Origin of the sequence: uncultured Methanospirillum sp., assembly GCF_963668415.2 — an archaeon.
Taxonomy (GTDB): domain Archaea; phylum Halobacteriota; class Methanomicrobia; order Methanomicrobiales; family Methanospirillaceae; genus Methanospirillum.
Genome location: NZ_CAXXDL010000001.1, coordinates 1,727,461 through 1,748,156 on the forward strand (window position 1 = coordinate 1,727,461; position 20,696 = coordinate 1,748,156).

General features: G+C 45.2%; 11 protein-coding genes, 2 tRNA genes and 5 rRNA genes. 5 read left to right on the forward strand and 13 right to left on the reverse strand.

Going from position 1 to position 20,696, the window contains the following annotated elements:
- Positions 1-34: 34 nt before the first annotated feature.
- Positions 35-673, forward strand: coding sequence for a hypothetical protein (locus ACHZA2_RS08065; protein ID WP_394698525.1), 639 nt, complete (start codon positions 35-37; stop codon positions 671-673).
- 133 nt (positions 674-806) lie between these two features.
- Positions 807-2,324: a tetratricopeptide repeat protein gene (locus ACHZA2_RS08070; RefSeq protein ID WP_319579290.1), complete on the forward strand. Its 1,518-nt coding sequence runs from the start codon at positions 807-809 to the stop codon at positions 2,322-2,324.
- 30 nt (positions 2,325-2,354) lie between these two features.
- Here the strand turns inward: ACHZA2_RS08070 and ACHZA2_RS08075 are convergent, their stop codons facing one another.
- From ACHZA2_RS08075 to ACHZA2_RS08085, 3 genes are read right to left on the reverse strand one after another with little or no spacing between them, the layout of a single operon-like run.
- Positions 2,355-4,892, reverse strand: a complete 2,538-nt coding sequence (locus tag ACHZA2_RS08075; RefSeq protein ID WP_319579291.1) for a glycosyltransferase family 2 protein — start codon at positions 4,890-4,892, stop codon at positions 2,355-2,357.
- An 18-nt stretch (positions 4,893-4,910) separates the two neighbouring features.
- Positions 4,911-5,345 (reverse strand): response regulator, encoded by a 435-nt coding sequence (locus ACHZA2_RS08080; RefSeq protein ID WP_319579292.1) that lies wholly within the window; start codon positions 5,343-5,345, stop codon positions 4,911-4,913.
- Between the two features lie 5 nt (positions 5,346-5,350).
- Positions 5,351-6,574: an ATP-binding protein gene (locus ACHZA2_RS08085; RefSeq protein ID WP_319579293.1), complete on the reverse strand. Its 1,224-nt coding sequence runs from the start codon at positions 6,572-6,574 to the stop codon at positions 5,351-5,353.
- 142 nt (positions 6,575-6,716) lie between these two features.
- Here ACHZA2_RS08085 and ACHZA2_RS08090 point away from each other — a divergent pair, with 142 nt between their 5' ends.
- On the forward strand, positions 6,717-7,772 hold the full coding sequence (locus tag ACHZA2_RS08090; RefSeq protein ID WP_394698526.1) for a glycoside hydrolase family 26 protein: 1,056 nt from the start codon (positions 6,717-6,719) through the stop codon (positions 7,770-7,772).
- Here ACHZA2_RS08090 and rrf (ACHZA2_RS08095) read toward each other — a convergent pair.
- The 3 genes from rrf (ACHZA2_RS08095) to ACHZA2_RS08105 form a co-directional block, all read right to left on the reverse strand.
- Positions 7,760-7,883 (reverse strand): 5S ribosomal RNA (gene rrf / locus ACHZA2_RS08095). The genes ACHZA2_RS08090 and rrf (ACHZA2_RS08095) overlap by 13 nt on opposite strands.
- A gap of 149 nt (positions 7,884-8,032) precedes the next feature.
- Positions 8,033-9,151 (reverse strand): histidinol-phosphate transaminase, encoded by a 1,119-nt coding sequence (gene hisC / locus ACHZA2_RS08100; protein ID WP_319579295.1) that lies wholly within the window; start codon positions 9,149-9,151, stop codon positions 8,033-8,035.
- Positions 9,151-10,461, reverse strand: coding sequence for a hypothetical protein (locus tag ACHZA2_RS08105; protein WP_319579296.1), 1,311 nt, complete (start codon positions 10,459-10,461; stop codon positions 9,151-9,153). The genes hisC and ACHZA2_RS08105 overlap by 1 nt, the downstream gene beginning before the upstream one ends.
- Positions 10,462-10,616: 155 nt before the next feature.
- Between ACHZA2_RS08105 and ACHZA2_RS08110 the strand changes: the two genes are divergently transcribed.
- Complete coding sequence (locus ACHZA2_RS08110) at positions 10,617-11,927, forward strand: STAS domain-containing protein (protein WP_319579297.1); 1,311 nt, start codon at positions 10,617-10,619, stop codon at positions 11,925-11,927.
- A gap of 19 nt (positions 11,928-11,946) precedes the next feature.
- Positions 11,947-13,845 carry a PP2C family protein-serine/threonine phosphatase gene (locus tag ACHZA2_RS08115; RefSeq protein WP_319579298.1) on the forward strand — a complete coding sequence of 633 codons (1,899 nt, stop codon included), beginning with the start codon at positions 11,947-11,949 and terminating at the stop codon, positions 13,843-13,845.
- A gap of 32 nt (positions 13,846-13,877) precedes the next feature.
- Here the strand turns inward: ACHZA2_RS08115 and ACHZA2_RS08120 are convergent, their stop codons facing one another.
- From ACHZA2_RS08120 to ACHZA2_RS08150, 7 genes are all read right to left on the reverse strand, one after another.
- Complete coding sequence (locus ACHZA2_RS08120) at positions 13,878-15,017, reverse strand: amidohydrolase (protein WP_319579299.1); 1,140 nt, start codon at positions 15,015-15,017, stop codon at positions 13,878-13,880.
- Between the two features lie 326 nt (positions 15,018-15,343).
- Positions 15,344-15,465 (reverse strand): 5S ribosomal RNA (rrf, locus tag ACHZA2_RS08125).
- A gap of 79 nt (positions 15,466-15,544) precedes the next feature.
- Positions 15,545-15,666, reverse strand: a 5S ribosomal RNA gene (gene rrf, locus ACHZA2_RS08130).
- 3 nt (positions 15,667-15,669) lie between these two features.
- Positions 15,670-15,741 (reverse strand) — tRNA-Cys (locus tag ACHZA2_RS08135).
- A 66-nt stretch (positions 15,742-15,807) separates the two neighbouring features.
- Positions 15,808-18,738: ribosomal RNA gene (locus ACHZA2_RS08140) — 23S ribosomal RNA — on the reverse strand.
- Positions 18,739-18,856: 118 nt separating this feature from the next.
- Positions 18,857-18,929, reverse strand: a tRNA-Ala gene (locus ACHZA2_RS08145).
- A 75-nt stretch (positions 18,930-19,004) separates the two neighbouring features.
- A 16S ribosomal RNA gene (locus ACHZA2_RS08150) occupies positions 19,005-20,471 on the reverse strand.
- The 16S, 23S and 5S rRNA genes sit together here with 2 tRNA genes alongside, the layout of an rRNA operon.
- Positions 20,472-20,696 lie beyond the last annotated feature (225 nt).

The following is a 20,696-nucleotide window of genomic DNA, read 5'->3' on the forward strand; positions in this document are numbered from 1 at the left end:
GACCGTTAAGAGAAGAAACTTCTTTCCTAATCCGATGGTATTTGTCGGGAAGATGAAAGGATTTCGTGAGATTTTTCTTCTCCTCATTCTTTTAGGTTGCATTACTGGTTTAGGAGGTGGCCATACCCTCACTCTTGATCCAATCGAGCCAGATCGTTCTGGTGATCTGGTTGTCATCTCAGGAACAAAACCTGAAGAAACATCTCGAATGGGCATTGAGGTATTTCCTATTCAATACTGGGATTATGCCTGTAGATTTGGAGAAATTACCCGTGCAAAACATTTCAGGTTTGTTCTCCAGTATCTCTCTGAAACACTCAATGATGCACCGTTTGTGAAACTTGTCAGGTTCAACCCGGATAAAACTCAATCATATATTCAATATCCGAACTGCCCTGATCACATATTGATCCATCCTTCTGTTCCTTTCGGCCCTGGGAATACAAGATGGAATGCAGAATTGCAGATCTCTGGAAAGAAAGGGCTTAAGAACCCTGGTTCATACATCGTACTCGTTTGGGATGCTTCAGGCCAGGTTCTTTATTCAGAAACGTACCAGCCAAACGGATGGGATACCAGTGGAGATTATGTGTATCCCGCTACTATGAGAGGTAATATCTGGGATCTTGAAAACAAGCAGGAGTGTGTGAACAGAATATTTTCAATCCGATGATTAACTCAACAATAATGGCAGTAATCGCAATCTATTAAACAGAGCTTTCCGATTTTGGATGATGTCTCGATCATTGATTTGGATCTGTGATCCTGACTGACAATATATATCTCATATAAGAGTAACTTCCAGTATGCGTAAAACCATTCTGATCCTTCTGATATTTTTTTTGGTTCTGTTATCCGGATGTGTATCTACCCAGTTACAAGAGCAGGGCACGATATCCGGAGCCCAGGTCTCAAAGCCTGGAACTACAGAGGCAGCGTCGGATGATACCATTCAGAAAACTGAACCAACAGGACTTAATCAGTCCTCACATTCTCCCAGGGTTAACGAGACACCACCGCTTACCTACCTTGGCACAGAACATGATGTAATCCTTGATTCGAACAATACATGGTCCTCATTTAACAAAGGGCGGCTTCTTTATGATCAAGGTCAGTATCCACAGGCACTTGCGTTCTTCCTGGAAGCAATCCGTCATAATGAGACAAATGCTAACGCATACTACTTTGCAGGGAGTTCACTGATTGAGATGGGGAAGTTTACCGAGGCTTTTTCCTATCTGTCCAATGCCACAGTTCTAGATCCTGTCAATGGAGGAGCATGGTTCGAGACCGGAAGGGCATACCAGGGAATCGGTAGATCAGGGGATGCACTCAAAGCCTTTAATCGGTCCGTCACACTCGATCCCTCAAATGGATGGACAAGATACACGTATGGTCATACTCTAAATCAGGAGGGAAGATACCAGGAGGCATATCTCCAGTTAAACGAGAGTATCAGGCTTGATCCATGCCGGGCAGGGAGTTACTATGAGGTGAGTGTAAGTCTTATGAACCTGGGCGATATGAAGAATGCTCTCACCGCAGTAAACAAAGCACTTGAGAGAGAAGTCACCAACCAGACCTACCGGAATCAGTATCTCAAAGTTCAAGAGCAACTGGCACCTGAAACCTGGAACCAGAAAACCCAGAGTTATAACATAAAACAAAATTCTACGAATGCAACCTCCTGGCTGAATCTTGGTACGATATCCTATCACAGCGGAGCGTTCAGTGATGCGTCACGGTATCTTGATCAGGCAGTTCTACTAGATCCCCTTTCAGCGCAGGCATGGTACTACCGGGGAATGGCACTTTATGAACTTGGGCGGGATCAGGACGCACTCTGTTCATTTGACAAGGTTATCCTGCTTGATCCTGGCAATGCGTGGGCTTACTACTATCGGGGAGACATTCTTCAGAGACTTGGTCAATGCCAGTTTGCTTCTCCCTATCTGTCCAAGGCAGTTCAACTTGATCCCTCAATCTCGTGGGCATACTATGTGAAAGGCGTTTGCTCACTAAATCAATCCAGGTATCTGCTTGCGGCAGAAAATTTTGATCAGTCACTGAATAGGTACTCCTGTAATCAGTGGGCCTGGTTCTTTGGAGGACAGAGTTACTATAACCTGGGTGAGTTCCAGAAGGCACGTGAGTATTTCAGCAGGGCACTTGAATTTGATCCGGCCAATTCAGACTTCAGACAGTGGAAAGCAGCTGCCTCTGCAGAGGCAGGGTACCCTGATGAGGCAATATATCTCTATAATATCAGCCATCCGGTCATGTCACCGGCAGGGTGCAATGTAACCTGCAGCAGTTGCAGGTGATCCCTCTTTTTTTGTCGATTGAAAAAAAGGTCAAATCGTGCCCTCGAGAGCCAGAACTCTGGCCCCTGACTCATAGGTACGGTTGATCTGAATCTCTGCAGATGTATTTCCGCCAGAAATTGTTAGGGTGGCAGGAGTTGAGTCAATCCTGTATAGTGAGACTCCTTCAGATGAAGTAATCATTACTTCGTATGCACGTGTGGTATCTGATGTGTTGTGATCACTCCCTTCTGCTCGTATCTGGATCAAATTAGTTTCGGGATCATAAACCAGAGTCAGACCTGGTTCCTGGTTGCTTCTGATCTCCTGTTTCTGCCGTAGCATAACCCCTGGTTCACCAGATGGAATCAGTGTGACATGGGGTGCGGCCTCGTTTGGTTTTGGAATCGCTTCATAATTCAGAAGTCGTGGTTCTTCTCCTGCCTTCATCTTTTCCAAAGGACTCAGAGCCTGCGAAAGACCTGGAACCGTCGTGATCTTTATGTGATCTGATACCGGTGCAAAGGGAACAATATCTACAATGATCAGGGCAAAAAGGACCAGACAGATTGTAAATCCAATAGAGAAAGCCAGTTGGGGAACTGTCATGTGGGTCTTGCCGTTCCTGACTTCCGGCTCTTTCACTTCTATCCAACGTACCTGACGAGCAAGATTTTCAGGCTCCTGTCTTATCTTCTCCTCGGTCAGGAGAGAGGTCCCATGGGCGGTCTTCTCCCATTTGTATGCCTTTCCGGCGGCCAGTTGGATCAGTCCCTTCCATGCCCCGATACTCATGAATATCCAGTAAATCGGAGAGAACAACGAGTAGATGAGAAGATCCTTCTGCTTCTCCTTCCAGGTGGCAAGAAGCATCATGACCAGGAAGAAGAGATTGCCGATAATCAGGTTGAAGACCGCGATTGCTGCAAACGGCCAGAAATCAAACCAGTGTGAGAAATACTCGGGTATGATAAAACCTGCAACAAATACTCCCCATAAAAACAGGTTCATGAGAGGCAGGTAAAAGTTCCCTCCGAATCCAGTCTGGAAAACGAGAAAATTTTTCAGCCCGATGTCTTTGTAAACCTTAATCGGGTGACGCATCGTCACAAACCAGGTTATGACAAACCCTTTTACCCAGCGTGATCGTTGTTTGATCCACGAACGGATGCTGGTCACTGCTTCTTCATAGGTATGAGAGTTCAGCACACCGGTCTTGTACTTTTTCCTGGCAATTCGCATCCCGAGATCGGCATCCTCAGTGACGTTGAAAGGATCCCATGCCCCGAGCTCCCTGAGTGTCCGCATCCTGAAGTGATTACTCGTTCCACCGAGTGGAATCGGTGCACCGATCTTGTCAAGACCCTGGATGTAGTAGTCGTAGTAATATGAGTACTCGATAGAGAACCAGCGGGTAAGCACATTTTTGCGTGGATTGTAAAAGTTGAGCAGACACTGAATACAGGCATACTCTGAACCGAGCCGGCGGAATGCCAGAACTGTCTTCTTGAGCTGATCCCGGTCAGGCAGATCCTCAGCATCATATATGACCACGAACTCACCACGTGCTCGTTTCAGACCGTAATTGCAGGCACGTGGTTTGGTCTTCAGTTCAGCATTCGGGATAATCACCGGATGGAAGATACTGAGGAATTTTCGGTATTCATCCTCGGTCATGGGGGTGATGATCTCCTCAATGTTGCCGAACAGTCCTAATTTTCTGGCCTTTCCGATGGTCTCCTCGTCCTCCTCTTCCATCAGGATCTTTACATCCAGTTTTTCCCGTGGATAATCCATCTTTGCGATGTTACTGAGGATATGAGGAAGCATCTCTTTTTCATGAAAGAGTGGGACCAGAAGGGTGTATATCGGAAGATCCTCATCGCGAATTGCTTTGATATCATCATCTGTGATGAAGATAACACGTTTGGTTCCAGAAAGACCCTGAAGTGAGATATAGAACTTCACCGGGTTCATCAGGAAATAGGTGATATTTATGACAGTAAATATCAGAAAAGTTCCGAAGTATGGGTTGTAGGCAATAAGCAACGCCATCAAAAATAATAAGATGGCGATTACTCCTTTCTGCCAGGGAATCAGGATCCGGTACGCAGACTCATCTGGTTGCCTGTCCACAAGTTCATTCAATGCACTGTATGCATGTGGTGCCTCATAGCACCCTTCGCTCATGGATCTGACCGTTTCGATTGATACGACCACCCTCTCAATTTTTTTATGAAATACTTCTTCGAGCCGTTTGAAGAGATCGGTGTCCAAAGGATTCGCTGTTGCGACCCTGACATATACAGGCTTTGATTCAAGAAGCAGTATCAGGGCACCTTCTTCCACCGTAAATGGAAGTATACAACCGAGGTCAAGAGTCTTGGCAATGGCTTCTTTCTCAATATATTCCAGACCAAGACGATCAGCAAGCGAGGAGAAGAAGATATCAGGAACAAAAATGCGGTATTTTGCCAGGTAACCGATTATTGATTCTGCTGTTATTTCAGGATCGGTGAGTGCCCCGATATTAGAAACGTTCAACTCGGTGAGAAGGGAGATGACCTCTTCTTTGGTTACCGGGTTCATAGGATAGTAGGACTACTCTCATCTCCGGATATTTAGTAATTTCTCCTCAAGGAATTCGGCTATCTTTTCTCCGTCAATAGATGCCTCACGCTCCTGTTCATCCAGTTTTTCTTTCACCTTTGCCAGGAGCATGTCAGGATCGACTGGTTTGAGGATATAGGCATCAGCTCCTGCATTGAGTGATATTACTGAGTTTTCCAGACTGGCATACCCGGTGACCATGATCTTCTTCATGGCAGGCCTCAGTTTGTGTGCTTTTTCCAGGAGTTCAGTCCCTTCCATGTCCGGGAGTTTAATATCAAAGAGAGCAAGATTAAAAAAAGCAGACTCGATATTTTTCAGACCTTCCCCGCCAGTGGAAGCGGTCTCAACTTCGTACCCGTCAATCTCGAGAATCTGTTTAGTACTGTCCAGAATCCCGAGATCATCATCAACAACAAGAATCCTTTTCATTGATTTCAACCCTGATTTGGTAATGACGTATGATCAACCGGAAGGAGAACCTCAAAAGTGGTTCCTGCCGGTGAAGTTTCTTTTACAGATATTGTTCCTCCATGTGCTTGAACCAGCCGTTTGCATACCGGGAGACCGAGTCCGGTTCCTTTCGATTTTGTGGTGAATAGGGGTTCAAATATGCGATCTTTAGCCGATGCTGGTATTCCAACCCCAGTATCTGTGATTGTTATGCTAATAAGGTCACTCGATTCAGATGTTTTTAGAGTTAATGTACCGCCGCGTTCCATTGCCTGAATTGCGTTGATGATCAGGTTTTCCATCACCCTTCTGAAGAGAGTAGTATCTACTGAAACCCTAAGCCCGGGTTGGTACTCCTTCTGAACAGTGATATCTCCGGGTAGCGTTATCGAGCCTAACAATTCATCTAAGAACAGCCCGGGATCGGTGAGAACAAGGGTTGGGTTTACTTCTCGTGCGTAGTTCTGCAGGTCAGACACAATTTTATTGAGGTACTGGGTTTCAGTTCCGATCCTGGAGAAGAGATCCGGGATTCCGTGTTTATGAAGAATTGCTGCTTCATCAGGATCCATCTTTGTGATCTTGCGCGTGAGGAGGTAATTCATATTGGTTATTACCTGGAGCGGATTTCTCATGTCGTGTCCGATCATGGTAGAGAGTTCACCTATCACCGCAAACCTCTGGGCTTCTCTGAGTTGCCGGGTCCTTTCTTCAACGAGTTCCTCAAGATGCTTTGAGTAGAGCTCGAGGCGATTACGTGTCCGGTACAATTCCACGGCTTGTCTGATCTTCTGAGAAAGATCAATATAGATCTCATCAGGAGGGTGATCCGGATTCGCAGCGCTATCAGACTTCAAGGACTCACTATCTGGGACAGTGAAGAGAATGAATGGAATTTTTATACCTTCACGCTGAAGAGCCCGGTGAAGATCAATCCCGTTCATATCGGGCATGTCGTAATCAGAGACAACTGCGTCAAATCCATTCTCCTTGGAAAGGGTGAGAGCCTCGTGACCAGTTCCGGTTGTTATCACAGATAAACGACTTGTTCTTTCAAGGTTATTCTTTGATATGTGAACAAGTTCTGGGTCTGCATCAATAAGAAGAACCTTTAGTGTCTCTGCAGGCCCTACCACCGACTGGTCCCCGAAGTCTGAAGGGAGGAATGTTGATGGGAGGGAATTATGGTTAAATGGATTGGAGGGCATTACACTCGTGATAATGGATATTTCGGCGTTGGTCCCTAAAAAATTACGTGTTGCTTGTTGGAGTTGCAGTTATTTGGTATCTCTGGTGAGAAGCAGAAAATTTCTCCTCCTTTTTATCGGTATGCTCATTTTTGGTATTTTTGTGCCAGTGTCCGGTGGAATAGGAAATACATCTCTTTGCCCGCCGCAACAGGGAACATTCTGGCTTGGGGTCCACCCCCCTGTTCAGTACCATGCCACCGAAATGGATGTTACCAACTCAAGTATTGCTTCATTTGCACGTGCTGTAGGGAAAAAACCAGCTATTGTGGTGTTTTCCCATGAGTGGGGTGTTAATAAGAGTTTTCCATCAAAGCAGTTTGCCGAGGTTTACGAATCAGGAGCAATTCCCTGGGTCCGGTTAATGCTGAGATCGGATATCCACCAGAATAAACCAGAACCACTCTTCACATTGAGCCGTATTGTAAATGGGGCATATGATGCAGAACTCAGAAACTGGGCGGTTCAGGTACAAAATCTTGGGTACCCTGTTATTGTCGAATATGGCACTGAAGTGAACGGAAAGTGGTTCCCATGGAATGGGTACTGGACAGGAAATACGTATGGTGCAGAAAAATTCAGGGAGACCTATCGTCATATATTTCAGATTCTTGAGAAAGAGGGGGCAACGAATCTTATCAGAGTATACCATGTGAACTGGCATAGTAATCCTGACGATTCATGGAATACTATTACAGCCTATTATCCGGGAGATGAATTTGTTGATCTTTTTGGTGTTTCGGTATATGGAGCACTCACCCCTAACGAGAAGAATGCAAAACAGTTTTCGGTGATGATGGATCAGTCATACCAGGAAATTGCTGCATTGAACACTGGTAAACCGATTATTATTGCTGAGACTGGGACCGATATTACCAATGAAAATATGGATGCAGTCATCTGGACAAAGGATGCTCTGATGGATCTGAGCAGTGGGCGATGGCCGGGTGTTGTTGGAATAATCTGGTGGAACAGTGCATGGCCAAATGATTCTATTTCAGAACATAATACATCGATGCGGATAGAGGAGGATTCTAAGATGCAGGAGTTATTACAAAACCTTATTGGTAATGATAGTCGATTTGTGGATAAAACAGATTTAACTTGCTTATATACGCAGAATGCAAAAGAGTCTCTTCATAGAACAATAGCAACGTAAGGGTTCTCCCGAGGACTCGCGTTCCTCAGTACTGGCTCTTACGTGAGGTGTCTTAACTTCCGGGTTCGGAAAGAGGCCGGGTGTAGAACAACTGTTTGTCAGCTCTGCCACCTTGGGCAGGTCAGGTATAAAGGGTGTAAGAGAGGGATGATTGTTAACGTTGCAAGGATTTCATCTATTTTTGGGAACTGGAAGAAAAATGAGTAGTTATCGAGGACTAAAAAAGACGGTTCTTTTTACGATAGCAGAGCATTTCGTGATTATTTCCAGATACACTTTGGCAGGGCGGACAAAAACTCTTTCATAACTTGTACCTGATGAAAAGTAACCCGGATATAGTTAGGGAATCGGAATTGTGTCATAGGTCTGACCATATATCCATAATGCATCAACCGTCGGTACAAAAGTGTGTCTGAAATCGGTGTTTTAATCAGGATAAAATTACCTTCTCCTGAGGTGTACTCCAGCCCCATCTTATCTAGTTCACATTCAACATAATGCCGCGACTCTGTTATCATGGAACGAGTGTTGCGGACATGGGTTCCATCATCGCTAAGAACACCGAGTGCAGCGGCTTGTGCCAGAGCATTTACAGAATATACTGGTGACGTGCGCCTGATAACGTCAGCAACCATGGGGCTCGATGCCAGATAGCCTATTCGTAAACTTGCGAGACCATACATCTTGGAAAATGTCCTGAATACAACAAGATTCGGATAACGGGAGATGAGTTTGACACCATCCGGATAATCCAAAGCCATAACATATTCTGCATATGCCTCATCAATAACAACTATCTGCTCACCACGCACCATATCAAGAAAATTACAGAGTTTTTTTTCGCTCCAGTAGGTTCCGGTCGGGTTGTTGGGATTACAGAGATAGATAATTTTAGTCTTTTTATCTCGTCCGGTTAGGATTGCATCACTATCAAATCCATTATTCTTAAGGGGAATGAGTTTGGTCTTAATTTCAGAGAATTCTGCAACCCATTCATACACAGAGAAGGTTTTATCTGCAGTGATAATATTATCCCCAGGCTTGCAAAATGCGTGGATAATAGAATTGACACCTTCATTTGCACCATTACCTATAATGAATGAATCAATTGACAGCCCGGAGAGTTGTGACAATCGATGCCTCAAATAATAAGAATCTCCACTGGGATATTGTGCTATTAAAACAGGATCAAAACTGGCGATTGCATCAATTGCAGCCTGGGGGGGTCCAAGTACATTCTCGTTATTATTCATTCGGTATAGGAAAGGTGCATTGAATAGTTTCCTTAGTATATCATCCGGTTTACTGGGAATATAAGGGGAAATATTCTGTAAATGTGGAGGAACTTGTTTTAGGATCGAAGGTTTTGAATCATTCATCAAAAGTCTTCACCTATATAATAGAAAACGAGGATATCGCCTGTTCCCCCCCAGGGAATGATATAGGACGGAAAGAATCCAGATTTTAAAAGTACTGGAACAAGGAAGACTTCCATCTCGTTGCTGAGATCCATCTCATATGTTATACCCGAAATTCCCTGCTTTGAAAGATGAGAAATATGGGCAGCAAGGATTAAAGGAGCATCGGTACCGACTGTTCGCAAGGTGAGTGAGGCAATCTTTCTATTATTATCAATCCTGACTGAAAAAACTGTAAATTCATCAGAAGCCTCTCCCGCTGGGAAAGAAGAAGTGATAATCCTCGGGAGATTCATCTGGTCATACCACTCGCTTACAACCTCGGTAAAATCAGGATGCACGACAACAGTGGATCCAACATCCTCTTCGAGCTGACGGTATAGTGGCATACAGGAGTCAAAATAGTCTCCCTGAACATTTTTGGGATAATTCCAGGTAATCGGGGGTAATTTTTCGAACCAGGATTCTGGTACACCAGGGAGTGGATCCCTGATGATGAGGCTCTTTAGACCTGACCTTCCAACCAATTCAAGTAGAAAACTGGTGAGTTCTTCACCCGGTTGATGACCGGCAATAAATACATATGGCCCATGGACCTCTATAAGATGTTCTCCCTCTACCCAGAATATGCATCCCGCCACACTCCCCTTTCCGTCACTATAAACAGCAGCCTGCATTTCCCCACTTCTAATCATATCGAGGATTTTTCCCGGGTAGCGACAAAATGCGGGTGCACGAGAGCCATATGTCTGCAGGATCCTAATAGCAGCCTGTTTTACCTCTTCATGGGTACCGGTTGTACAACTCAAGTTGTGTAATGATACCGGTAGTGCATCCAGATTACTGTCAGATGCGAGGGGATACTGTTTTTCTATGATTAGGTGAACAACAGTTTCATCAGGGGTATCTTGATCAAGAATAAAACGGTCAACAACATGTGCCGCAATAAATATTTCCAAATGAGCAAGGCACCTGGGATCTCCGGGATCACTAATGGCAGTTATATTCAAGACCTGTTGTGGGATAGTAATCGGGTAAAATTTAAAAGTTATCTGGATGTAATATCCGCAATCTCTGATATTCAGCGTAAGATCAGAAATACCATTAGAATGTGATACCAGATAGGTGTAAACATCCTCACATGCAAGAACCGAACGTTTTATATCATTTTCAGAAAGGCCGTATGCAATTACTACCTGCTCTGCTAATTGGGTGATTACCGGAAGTATATCATGAGAGAGGGGTACTTTTAGTTCAATTGATCTCTTCATTCCAGTATCTCTCTAACCCATTTTTCAGGTATTCAGATAAGGATATCTGTAACATGTAATCTCATTATTTAAGAGGAAAAAATTAGAATCACTAATCTAGAGTCCAATTACAAAAATTTTTCCCTCATAGAGTAGATAATTCAATCAGAATTCCTATGGAAATAACTGTTAGTCGTGTACAAGGAAATCTCATATTAACAATAAATGGAAGGATGGATGGATTCGGATCTCAAAAAGTAACCGAGAGTCTGCAAACCAGCCTTTGTGATTCCGATATCGATATTATTTTTGACCTCAAGCAAATGGATTATATTAGTTCTGCAGGGTTACGTGTTTTTCAGGAAATATACCGGAAAATTAAAGAAAGAAATGGAAGAGTAATTATTTGCCAAGTTCAGGACTTTCCCTTAGGCATAATGAAAATGGGTGGATTCCTTCAGGCTCTGGAACTACATACTACCCTTGAAAGTGCCATCTCTTCATCCCGGAATAATCTGTCTTTGGAGAAAGATAACAAATCTGAATTGAAATTTACTTTCGAAGAGATTGGTCAGGATACTGCTTCATTACAGGTACTGGGAAACCTTACCAATATCGAAGAAGGCAAGATAACAGATGCTGATATCCAGAAGTTATTATACACGCCTGATAAATTCGAGATTGGCATCGGAGCTGTCGGGAAAAATAAGGAGTCTGTTAAAAATATCCTTGGAAACATAGTAATACTGAACGGAGATATGCTCTGGACGCCTGCTGATGGTAATGCGACTGCTGATTTTTTTACCGGGGATATTATGAAGGGGGGAGAAATTGAGCGATTTGGTATTTTCCAGGTTACTCACCTTGGCCCATTCCAATACATCCTCACCTTTCAGACTGAAAATACCGGGGATCACTCAATTAATGCACTTGTTGAGGAAATTTCAAGGTTTGCAAAAATTAATTGCCCCAAATTCTCCGGTGTCTGGGTTATGAGTGTGAAAGCAACTATTGAAGGAATCTGTAGTTCTGACATCAAATCCTCCTTGATTACAGCAGCAAAAAAGAAACAAGATCAGCAGCCTGAGAAAGAAGGGGAGAAACACTCACTTTATCGCATTCCTATGAGAGAATCGATAATAGAAGCAGCATCAGAGGATAATCTTGATAACAGGTATCAGGGAGAGACACTAATCGGGTTTGGATATGGTGTAGATCTGAAAAGAGCAAAAGAGAACTTTTCTCAGGAAATTCTTGAAACTATTGCCATCATGCCCTCCCCGATGCATCAGTATGACCTTTTCCTGAATATTAATGGGGCTGTATTACGAGATGTACCATGGAATCCTTCACGGGATCTGAATCTTCAGATATCACAGGAACTTAAAAATGGTTCCCTGGTTATGATGCATCACCTTTTGGGAATCACAAAAATCAGAAATGTATCGGTAGCAATATCATTTATATCTTCAATTTCTGTTAAATAATCAAAAAACCCTGATAATTTTGAAAAATTCAATTCGTAATTATCTAATAATAAATATCATACTCGTTATTGCCATAGTCGTTGGCGGGGTAATTCTATTTTCGTATCTTTCTGCAAAGGAGGACATTCTATATGAAAATGAAATTATGCAGGCATATTCGGAAAAAAATATTATTGAATCAGTGGATCTGGTGAACGACGGACTCAAGCTGATCGATGATACATTAAATCCAGATACGGAAAAATTATTACAAAAATATCTTGATGCTTACAATAGAAGTAATGCAAGCCCGGAGAATATGGATCTTGATGTTCTCAGTTCCACATTCAGCAAGGAGATCAACCGCACTGTCAGCCTCTATATTTTCAACGCCGATGGGATCATCACCTATACCAATGAACCTCACGTTCAGGGACTAGATACCAGTAAACAGTTTCCTCAATTTTATACATCATTGACATCTGTTCGACTTGGTATCCGCTCAGTAAAAGACCGGGTCGTTCATTCTGCCCAGGATTTAAACGACTCTACTGTAAGCGGAGAACTTACGAAATTTGGATATATACCAACTCCAGATCATCGGTTTGTTCTTGAAATAGGAATAAAATCAGATGAATTTGCAGATAGCAGAACTCAATTATCGTACCAGGAAATGATTGAGAAAATCGGGAAGATAAACACAGATATTAATAAAATCCAGATTTATACCGTTTATCAATTCTGTTCTGCCGAATGGTATGCAAAAGGCAGTATGGCAAAACAAAATACTACCGCTTCACCCCTAATACAAAAAGCAATAGAGGAACGGAGTCATTTCTCTGAAATAAACAGTGACTCTGGAAATTTGATAAAATACCTATTCATCGACCTGAAGGATCCTGATGCCGTTTCAGATGATAGTATTGTGGTCGTGATTGAATATGGTAAAGAACGCAGAGAATCACTTCTCCAGGGGTTAATTAGCAAATTCGTTGTTTTAAGCTTTTTAGCTATCATTGCCGGCATTATACTTGCATTTATCATTTCAAAACGAATTTCCATATCAATCAAGACAATAATGGATGATGTCAGACAGATTGCCGGTGGTGACCTGGATCATACTATTGGAGGTATGAATACTGAGGAGTTTTCTGATCTGCAGCTCAGCATCAATCAGATGATAAAAAAAATAAAACAATATAGTGAAGAACTTGAACGAAGAAGAACTGAGTTACAGGTTGCATCACACATTCAGCAAGCGATTCTTCCCACTAAAATTTCAATTCCCGAAGGGTATGATTTAGCAGCTATTAACATTCCAGCACTAGATGTAGGTGGAGACTTTTTTGATATCTTCTCACGGGAAAAAGGAACTTGCACCCTGGTTCTTGCAGATGTAGCAGGGAAAGGAGTTGCTGCTTCACTAATAATGGCTTTGTCAAGCACAATCATCAGAGTTCTCTCCAGGTGGACAATAAAACCGATCGAAATTCTTCAGGCTTCAAACAATATCTTCATCGAAGATTCGGGAACGGTAAGTTTCATTACCATGTTTTATGCGATGTTGGATATTTCCAATGCCCGACTCCAGTATGTGAACGCTGGTCATAATCCACCTATTCTCTATCGCTCTGATGGCAGTATTGAGATGCTTGATTCAAATGGGCCGGTCATCGGTCTGATGGATACCGCGTCCTATGAACAAAAAAATATTGATCTCCATACAGGAGATGTACTGGTAATCTATTCAGATGGGGTAACTGAAGCTATGAATTCTGAAGGAATTATGTTTTCAGAGGAAAATTTATGCAGAGTTATCTCTGAATATCACCAGAAATCTGCAACAGACATAATACAGGTCATTCTTCAGGAAATCCACGAATTTATAAAAGAAGAACCGCAATCAGATGACATTACCATCATGATTTTAAAAAAATAAGGATGATATGGGGTGTGCAAGAAAGATTCAAATTATTGATTAACTCTTCTGACCAGTTGTTCTGCGGCATGTGATGCTTCATTCATTATCTCTTCTTCTCCAGGAACGTACTCATGTAACATAAGGAGCCGCCCATTACAGATTGTAGTATCAACCCGGGTTCCGGAACTCCGTGTCAGTATCTGTTCTGGTGAAAATCCATTTTTGCCAGGAAAAATTCCGGATGATTTCAAAAGAATTAGATCTGCAGGCCTCCCAATCTGAAGAACACCAGTAGATAGTCCAAGAGCACGGGAACCGGCATGGGTAGCAAGAGAGAGAAGCTCCTGTGGTGGAAGAAGTGAGCGGTCATTCCACGAAAACCTCTGTAACATTACAGCGATTCGCATTGTTTCCATCATGTCGAGGTTGTTATTGGAAGCACACCCGTCAGTTCCCAATCCGACATTCACCTTTGCATCCTTGAGCCATTGATAAGGCATTGTCTTTCCAACGGTGAGTTTCATGTTGCTGACCGGATTATGTGCAACATGAACCCCTTCATTCCCAAGAATCAAACAATCTGCTTCGTTTATCCAACAACAATGAGCAGCAACGGTTTCAGGAGTAAGTAATCCATGCCGGTAAAGAAGACCGGTTGGTGTTGTTTGATGGTTTTTTTGGCAATCGAGGACTTCGGTCTCAGTTTCACTCATATGGAGATGGATTGGAACATGAAATTGATGTGAAAATTCCCGACACCATTCCATGCTTTGAGGTGTTACAGAATATACTGCATGGGGCCCGATTCCTGGCGTTATCAGATCATTATTCCAGGATTTTACTGTCTGCACATATTTTTCAGCATCTTTTTTCCTTTGATCTATAAGGTCTGAATCTCCAAAATCAGTATATACTGATGATAATACAGCCCTCATATTCATGTCACGGACTGCTCTGGCGACATCCAGTTCAAAAAAGTACATATCAAGAAATGTCGTGGTCCCGGATCTAATCATTTCAAGACAAGCCAACCGGGTTCCCTTATAGACATCATCAGGGGTCATCACGGCTTCAGTGGGAAGTATTTTTTCGTAAAGCCACTGATTAAATGCCATATCATCAGCATAACCTCTGAATAAGGTCATTGCTGCATGAGTATGCAGGTTTACAAATCCCGGTAAAATTGCCATTCCCTCGGCATCTATACTGAATACGGCTTCATTGTCATACTTTTTTGAGATGTTTTCCCCAATATCTTTAATTAATCCAATTTCGTCAATGAAAATGTCAATTTTCTTATCCGATGAATATGCATTCGTAATCAGGATTGGATAGTTTTTATCAAAAAGACCAGGATCGAGAGAACTCATTATGATAGATTATTGACATGAAGGTAATTATTCGCTTTTAAGAATAATCAGGTTAAAGCATTCATTGATGAGGTATATGAAAGAAAAGAACTAGTAGTACGTAACTTAAATGTTTATAAGATTAACAAAAGAGTCTCTTCATAGAACAATAGCAGCGTAAGGGTTCTCCCGAGGACTCGCGTACCTCAGTACTGGCTCTTACGTGAGATGTCTTAACTTCCGGGTTCGGAAAGAGACCGGGTGTATCACACCTGCTTTGGCCGCTATTGAAAGCCCCTGTTGGACTGAACCAACATCTGTAACCGAATGTTACAAAGACTATACAATAGAGTTTACGATTTTTAGAACAATAGCAGCGTAGAAGTTCTCCCGAGGACTCGCGTACCTCAGTACTGGCTTCTACGTGAGGTGTCTTAACTTCCGGGTTCGGAAAGAGACCGGGTGTGACACACCTGCTTTGGCCGCTATTGAGAGCCAAGGTCCGGATTTGAACCGGAGTATAGTTGATCTGCAGTCAACCGCGTGGCCGCTCCGCCACCTTGGCTTAGCTTGAGTTAGTCAAGACTATGTATTGGAATGTGCTGCGTTTAGAATTTCGTCTGGGTTTGAAGAACTGGAAGAATAAGACTGTTAGTAATCGCGGACTGAACACGTCGTTGCCTTCGTGCGTACATCCCGATCCTATCAACCGGATCTTCTATCCGGGTCTTGTTGAAGTCTCTTTTTGGGGTAAGTTTCAAGCTTAGATGCTTTCAGCTTTTATCTCTTGGCGCGTAGCTGCTCGGCAGTGCCTTGTCAGACAACCGATCGACCAGAGGCGCCGAATGAAAGTTCCTCTCGTACTATTTCATTCTTCCCTTCAGACTTCTGACACTCCTTATAGATAGTAACCGACCTGTCTCACGACGGTCTAAACCCAGCTCACGATCCCCTTTAATAGGCGAACAACCTCACCCTTGGCTGCTGCTGCACAGCCAGGATGGAAAGAACCGACATCGAGGTAGCAAGCCGCCGGGTCGATATGTGCTCTTGCCGGCGACGACTCTGTTATCCCCGGGGTAGCTTTTCTGTAGTCAATAGCCCTCACCAAAAGGGCGTATTGGTTCGTTAGACCCGAGTTTCCTCTCGCGATTGCTTGCTATGCGCAATCGCGTCAGGCCAACTTATGCTCTTGACACTCTCCAGCGGGTTTCTGACCCGCTTGAGTTGACCTTAGGGCACCCTTGATATTTTTTCGAGGGTGTGGCGCCCCACCCAAACTGCCTACCTATCGATGTCCTGAAACAATTCAGTTAGAATTACAATAAAACCAGGATGGTGTCTCATCGTTGGCTAACCAACTCCCACAAGAGTTGGATCGACGCCTCCCATCTACCCTGCGCAGGTAATACCGTAATCCAACGACAGGCTGCAGTAAAGCTCCACGGGGTCTTCACTTCCCATAAGGAGTCACTAGTCTCTGCACTAGTACAAAAGGTTCAACGGATTCGTGTTAGGGACAGTAGCGCTCTCGTTATTCCATTCATGCAAGTCGCCAATTAAGCGACAAGGTACTACGCTACCTTAAGAGGGTCATAGTTACCCCCGCCGTTTACGAGTCCTTCGTCCGGTTGAACCCGGTGTTCAGATACTCGCACTGGGCAGGAATCACAGACTATACTAGTCCTTTCGGAGTTGCAGTCTGCTATGTTGTTATTAGACAGTCGGAGCGCCCTTGTCACTGCGACCTGCCCAATCTCTGGGCAGGCACCCCTTATCCCGAAGTTACAGGGCTAATTTGCCGAGTTCCCTTAACACGATTAATTCCGACACGCCTTCGCCTTCTCAGCGAGGGGCACCTGTGTCAGTTCTTGGTACGGACTGCATCCACCCTTTTCACGGGCTCCTGGAATTTGCTCTGTTACCCCATAACGGGTTAGCAACCTTCTCACCATTACGGTACTCCGAGTCGCATATACCGCTTAGACGGGACGACAGTCCCGCTGAGCATATCCGGAAGCGTCAGGATTGTCTGGAGCAGGTACAGGAATATTAACCTGTTTCCCTTTCGCTACACTCGAGTTACGGTGCAACTTAGGACCGACTAACCCTCGACTGACGAACATTGTCGAGGAAACCTGGCCCCTGCGGCGGTATGGATTCTCACCATACTTAAGCTTCTACTACTGCCAAAATTTTCATTTCTACACGGTCCACAGGACCTTACGACCCTGCTTCCGCCCATGCAGAACGCCTCTCTACGCCATCATACTTACGTATGGTCCGTGGTATCTGTGGCAGGCTTAAGCCCCGTCCATTTTCAGCGCCCTGAATCTTGACTGGTAAGCTGTTACGCACTTTTTAAAGGGTAGCTGCTTCTAAGCTCACCTTCCAGTTGTCTTTGACCCAGGACCACTTTCAGTGTTTACACTGAGCCTGCACTGAGGGACATTAACCACGGTCTGGGTTGTCTCCCTTACGCATTACAAGCTTACCCCGTAATGCGGACTTCCGACCATCTTAGATGACAGGGAATTTGGAGTTTGACAGGAGAGGGACGACTTTCGTCACCCACTTCCCCAATCAGTGCTCTACCTCACTGTCGATCTCCGGTCAGGTCATGCTACGGCATGTTTCGAGAGGAACCAGCGGATGCCTGGCTCGATTAATCTTTCACTCCTATACGCAGGTCACGCGAATGATTTGCATATCAAAACCGCTTGCGATCCTCCACGCACCTTTCGGCACGCTTCAATCTGCCCACGCATAGATCGCCAGGCTTCGGGTCTTATCCTGTTGACTCCGCGCATTATTAATACGCCGTCCCACACCTTACGGCTACGGACTTGTTGGTTTCCCTTCGGTTCCTTCCTTTTAAGAATTAACCTTCGCCAGCAGAATAAACTCTTTGGCCCGTTCTTCAAAACGTACGTTATGACACCGGCATTCAAACCCGTACTACCGCATCACTGCGGATTCCTTCGCTTGAAAGATCCTTTCGCGCCATAACACGCTATCACCTGTCAGTTTCAGGCACTTTTCAACACCTTTCTAGGGTTGCTTTTCAGCTTTCGCTCACGCTACTATTACGCTATCGGTTTTGGGGAGTATTTAGTTTTGGAGGTTAGTGACCCCCGGATTCACGCGGGAATTCCGACCCACGTTACTCAGGACTCCGCCAGAGCACATTTCCATACACATACGGGACTGTCACCCTCTGTAGTATGCCGTTCCAGACAACTTCTGTTCTGGAAATATGTCCCATACGGCGGGCCTATCAACACCACATCTCCCGAAGGATTCAGTTTGAACTCTGTCGCTTTCGATCGCCTCTAATAACGACATCCCGTTTGGTTTCTTCTCCTGCCCCTACTAAGATGTTTCAATTCGGGGCGTTCCCCATCCTATACAGGATTGATACGTAACGTATCAGGATGGCCCATTAGGGAATCCCCGGTTCATAGGCTCCATGCGCCTACCCGGGGCTTATCGCAGCTTGGCACGCCCTTCGTCGGCTCCCAAACCGAGCCATCCACTGACAGGTATAAAGCTCGTCCAGTTCCGTCAAACCCATTTAACGTCCTAAACGCAGCAATTCCTATACACGGCCTATCATCGCCCCGATTTCACGGGGTCTCAAGCCCTTCCCCGGCGATTTGCATCACCTGGTGCACTGGCAGTGGACCCGTGGGGATTTGAACCCCAGGCCTCGGCGTTGCAAACGCCGCGCTCTTCCAACTGAGCTACGAGCCCACCATTTTATTTGGAATACTGATGGTTTTATGGTCTGTCCGGCACCCGTTGCAATAATACCGCTTATAAATCGTTAGGAGGTGATCCAGCCGCAGATTCCCCTACGGCTACCTTGTTACGACTTAACCCCCCTTGCGAAACCCAGATTCGACAGCGCCATTTGGCGTCGCCTCATCAAGACCTCACTCGGGTGGTTTGACGGGCGGTGTGTGCAAGGAGCAGGGACATATTCACCGCGCTATGGTGAAACGCGATTACTACGGATTCCAGCTTCATGCGGGTGAGTTACAACCCGCAATCCGAACTTAGACTGGGTTTAGGAGATTGCCTTCACCTTTCGGTGTCGGAACCCATTGTCCCAACCATTGTAGCCCGCGTGTAGCCCGGATAATTCGGGGCATGCTGACCTACCGTTGCCCATTCCTTCCTCCCCTTTAGCAGAGGCGGTCCCAACGATGTCCCCATCGACCCGAAGGTCAAGCTGGCAATTGTTGGCGTGGGTCTCGCTCGTTGCCTGACTAAACAGGATGCTTCACAGTACGAACTGACGACGGCCATGCACCTCCTCTCAGCTAGTCAAGTAGAGTCTTCATCCCGACTATCATTCAGCTGTCTTATCCGGTGAGATTTCCGGCGTTGAGTCCGATTAAACCGCAGGCTCCACCCGTTGTGGTGCTCCCCCGCCAATTCCTTTAAGTTTCAGCCTTGCGACCGTACTCCCCAGGCGGCGCATTTCACGGTTTCCCTTCGGCACCTCAGTGACACGTGGTCACTGACACACCTAATGCGCATCGTTTACAGCTGGGACTACCCGGGTATCTAATCCGGTTTGCTCCCCCAGCTTTCGTCCCTCACTGTCGGAGCCGTTCTGGTGAGATGCCTTCGCCATAGGTCGTCCCACCGGGATTACAGGATTTCACTCCTACCCCGGCAGTACCTCTCACCTCTCCCGGTCCCTAGAACTGCAGTTTCCCCTGAACGCCCATCAGTTAAGCCGATGGATTTCTCAAGGGACACACAGATCCAGCTACGGACCCTTTAAGCCCAGTAAAAGCGGCCACCACTCGAGCCGCCGGTATTACCGCGGCGGCTGGCACCGGTCTTGCCCGGCCCTTTCTTCACCAGTTGTTTACACTGGTGGACAGCCACCCTGTGGTGGCACTCGGGGTTTCCTTATCACGGTTGCCCGCATTGTAAAGTTTTCGCGCCTGCTGCGCCCCGTAGGGCCTGGATTCGTGTCTCAGAATCCATCTCCGGGCTCTTGCTCCCACAACCCGTACCGATGACAGGCTTGTTGGGCTTTTACCCCAACAACTACCTAATCGGCCGCAGACTCATCCTGAAGCGACGGATCTTTCATCCGGAGAACATTCCAGTTCTCCCGGACTATAGAGCATTACCCCCAGTTTCCCGGGATTATTCTCTTCTTCAGGGCAGATTGTCCACGTGTTACTGAGCAGTTCGCCGAGGTCTTGCACCTCTCGACTCGCATGGCTTAGTCAAACCCCGATAGCAGTGGCCTCTGGCAGGATCAACCAGAATTTGTTTGGTTACTTTTCGCAACGCACACTTGCTCGGACTATTGGCGGGTGCGGACAGATGTCCACACCATCAGTATTCCTATGTCGAACCCGTTGCAACATCGCTGTTCACAGTTCGGGCTCCCATCTAAACGGCCTCTAATGTTGTGTTCGAAGGCTTATATACCTTTGTAGGCATTCACCCCCAAACAACAACGTTTGAGCCGTCTACCACGTTCGTGGTGAG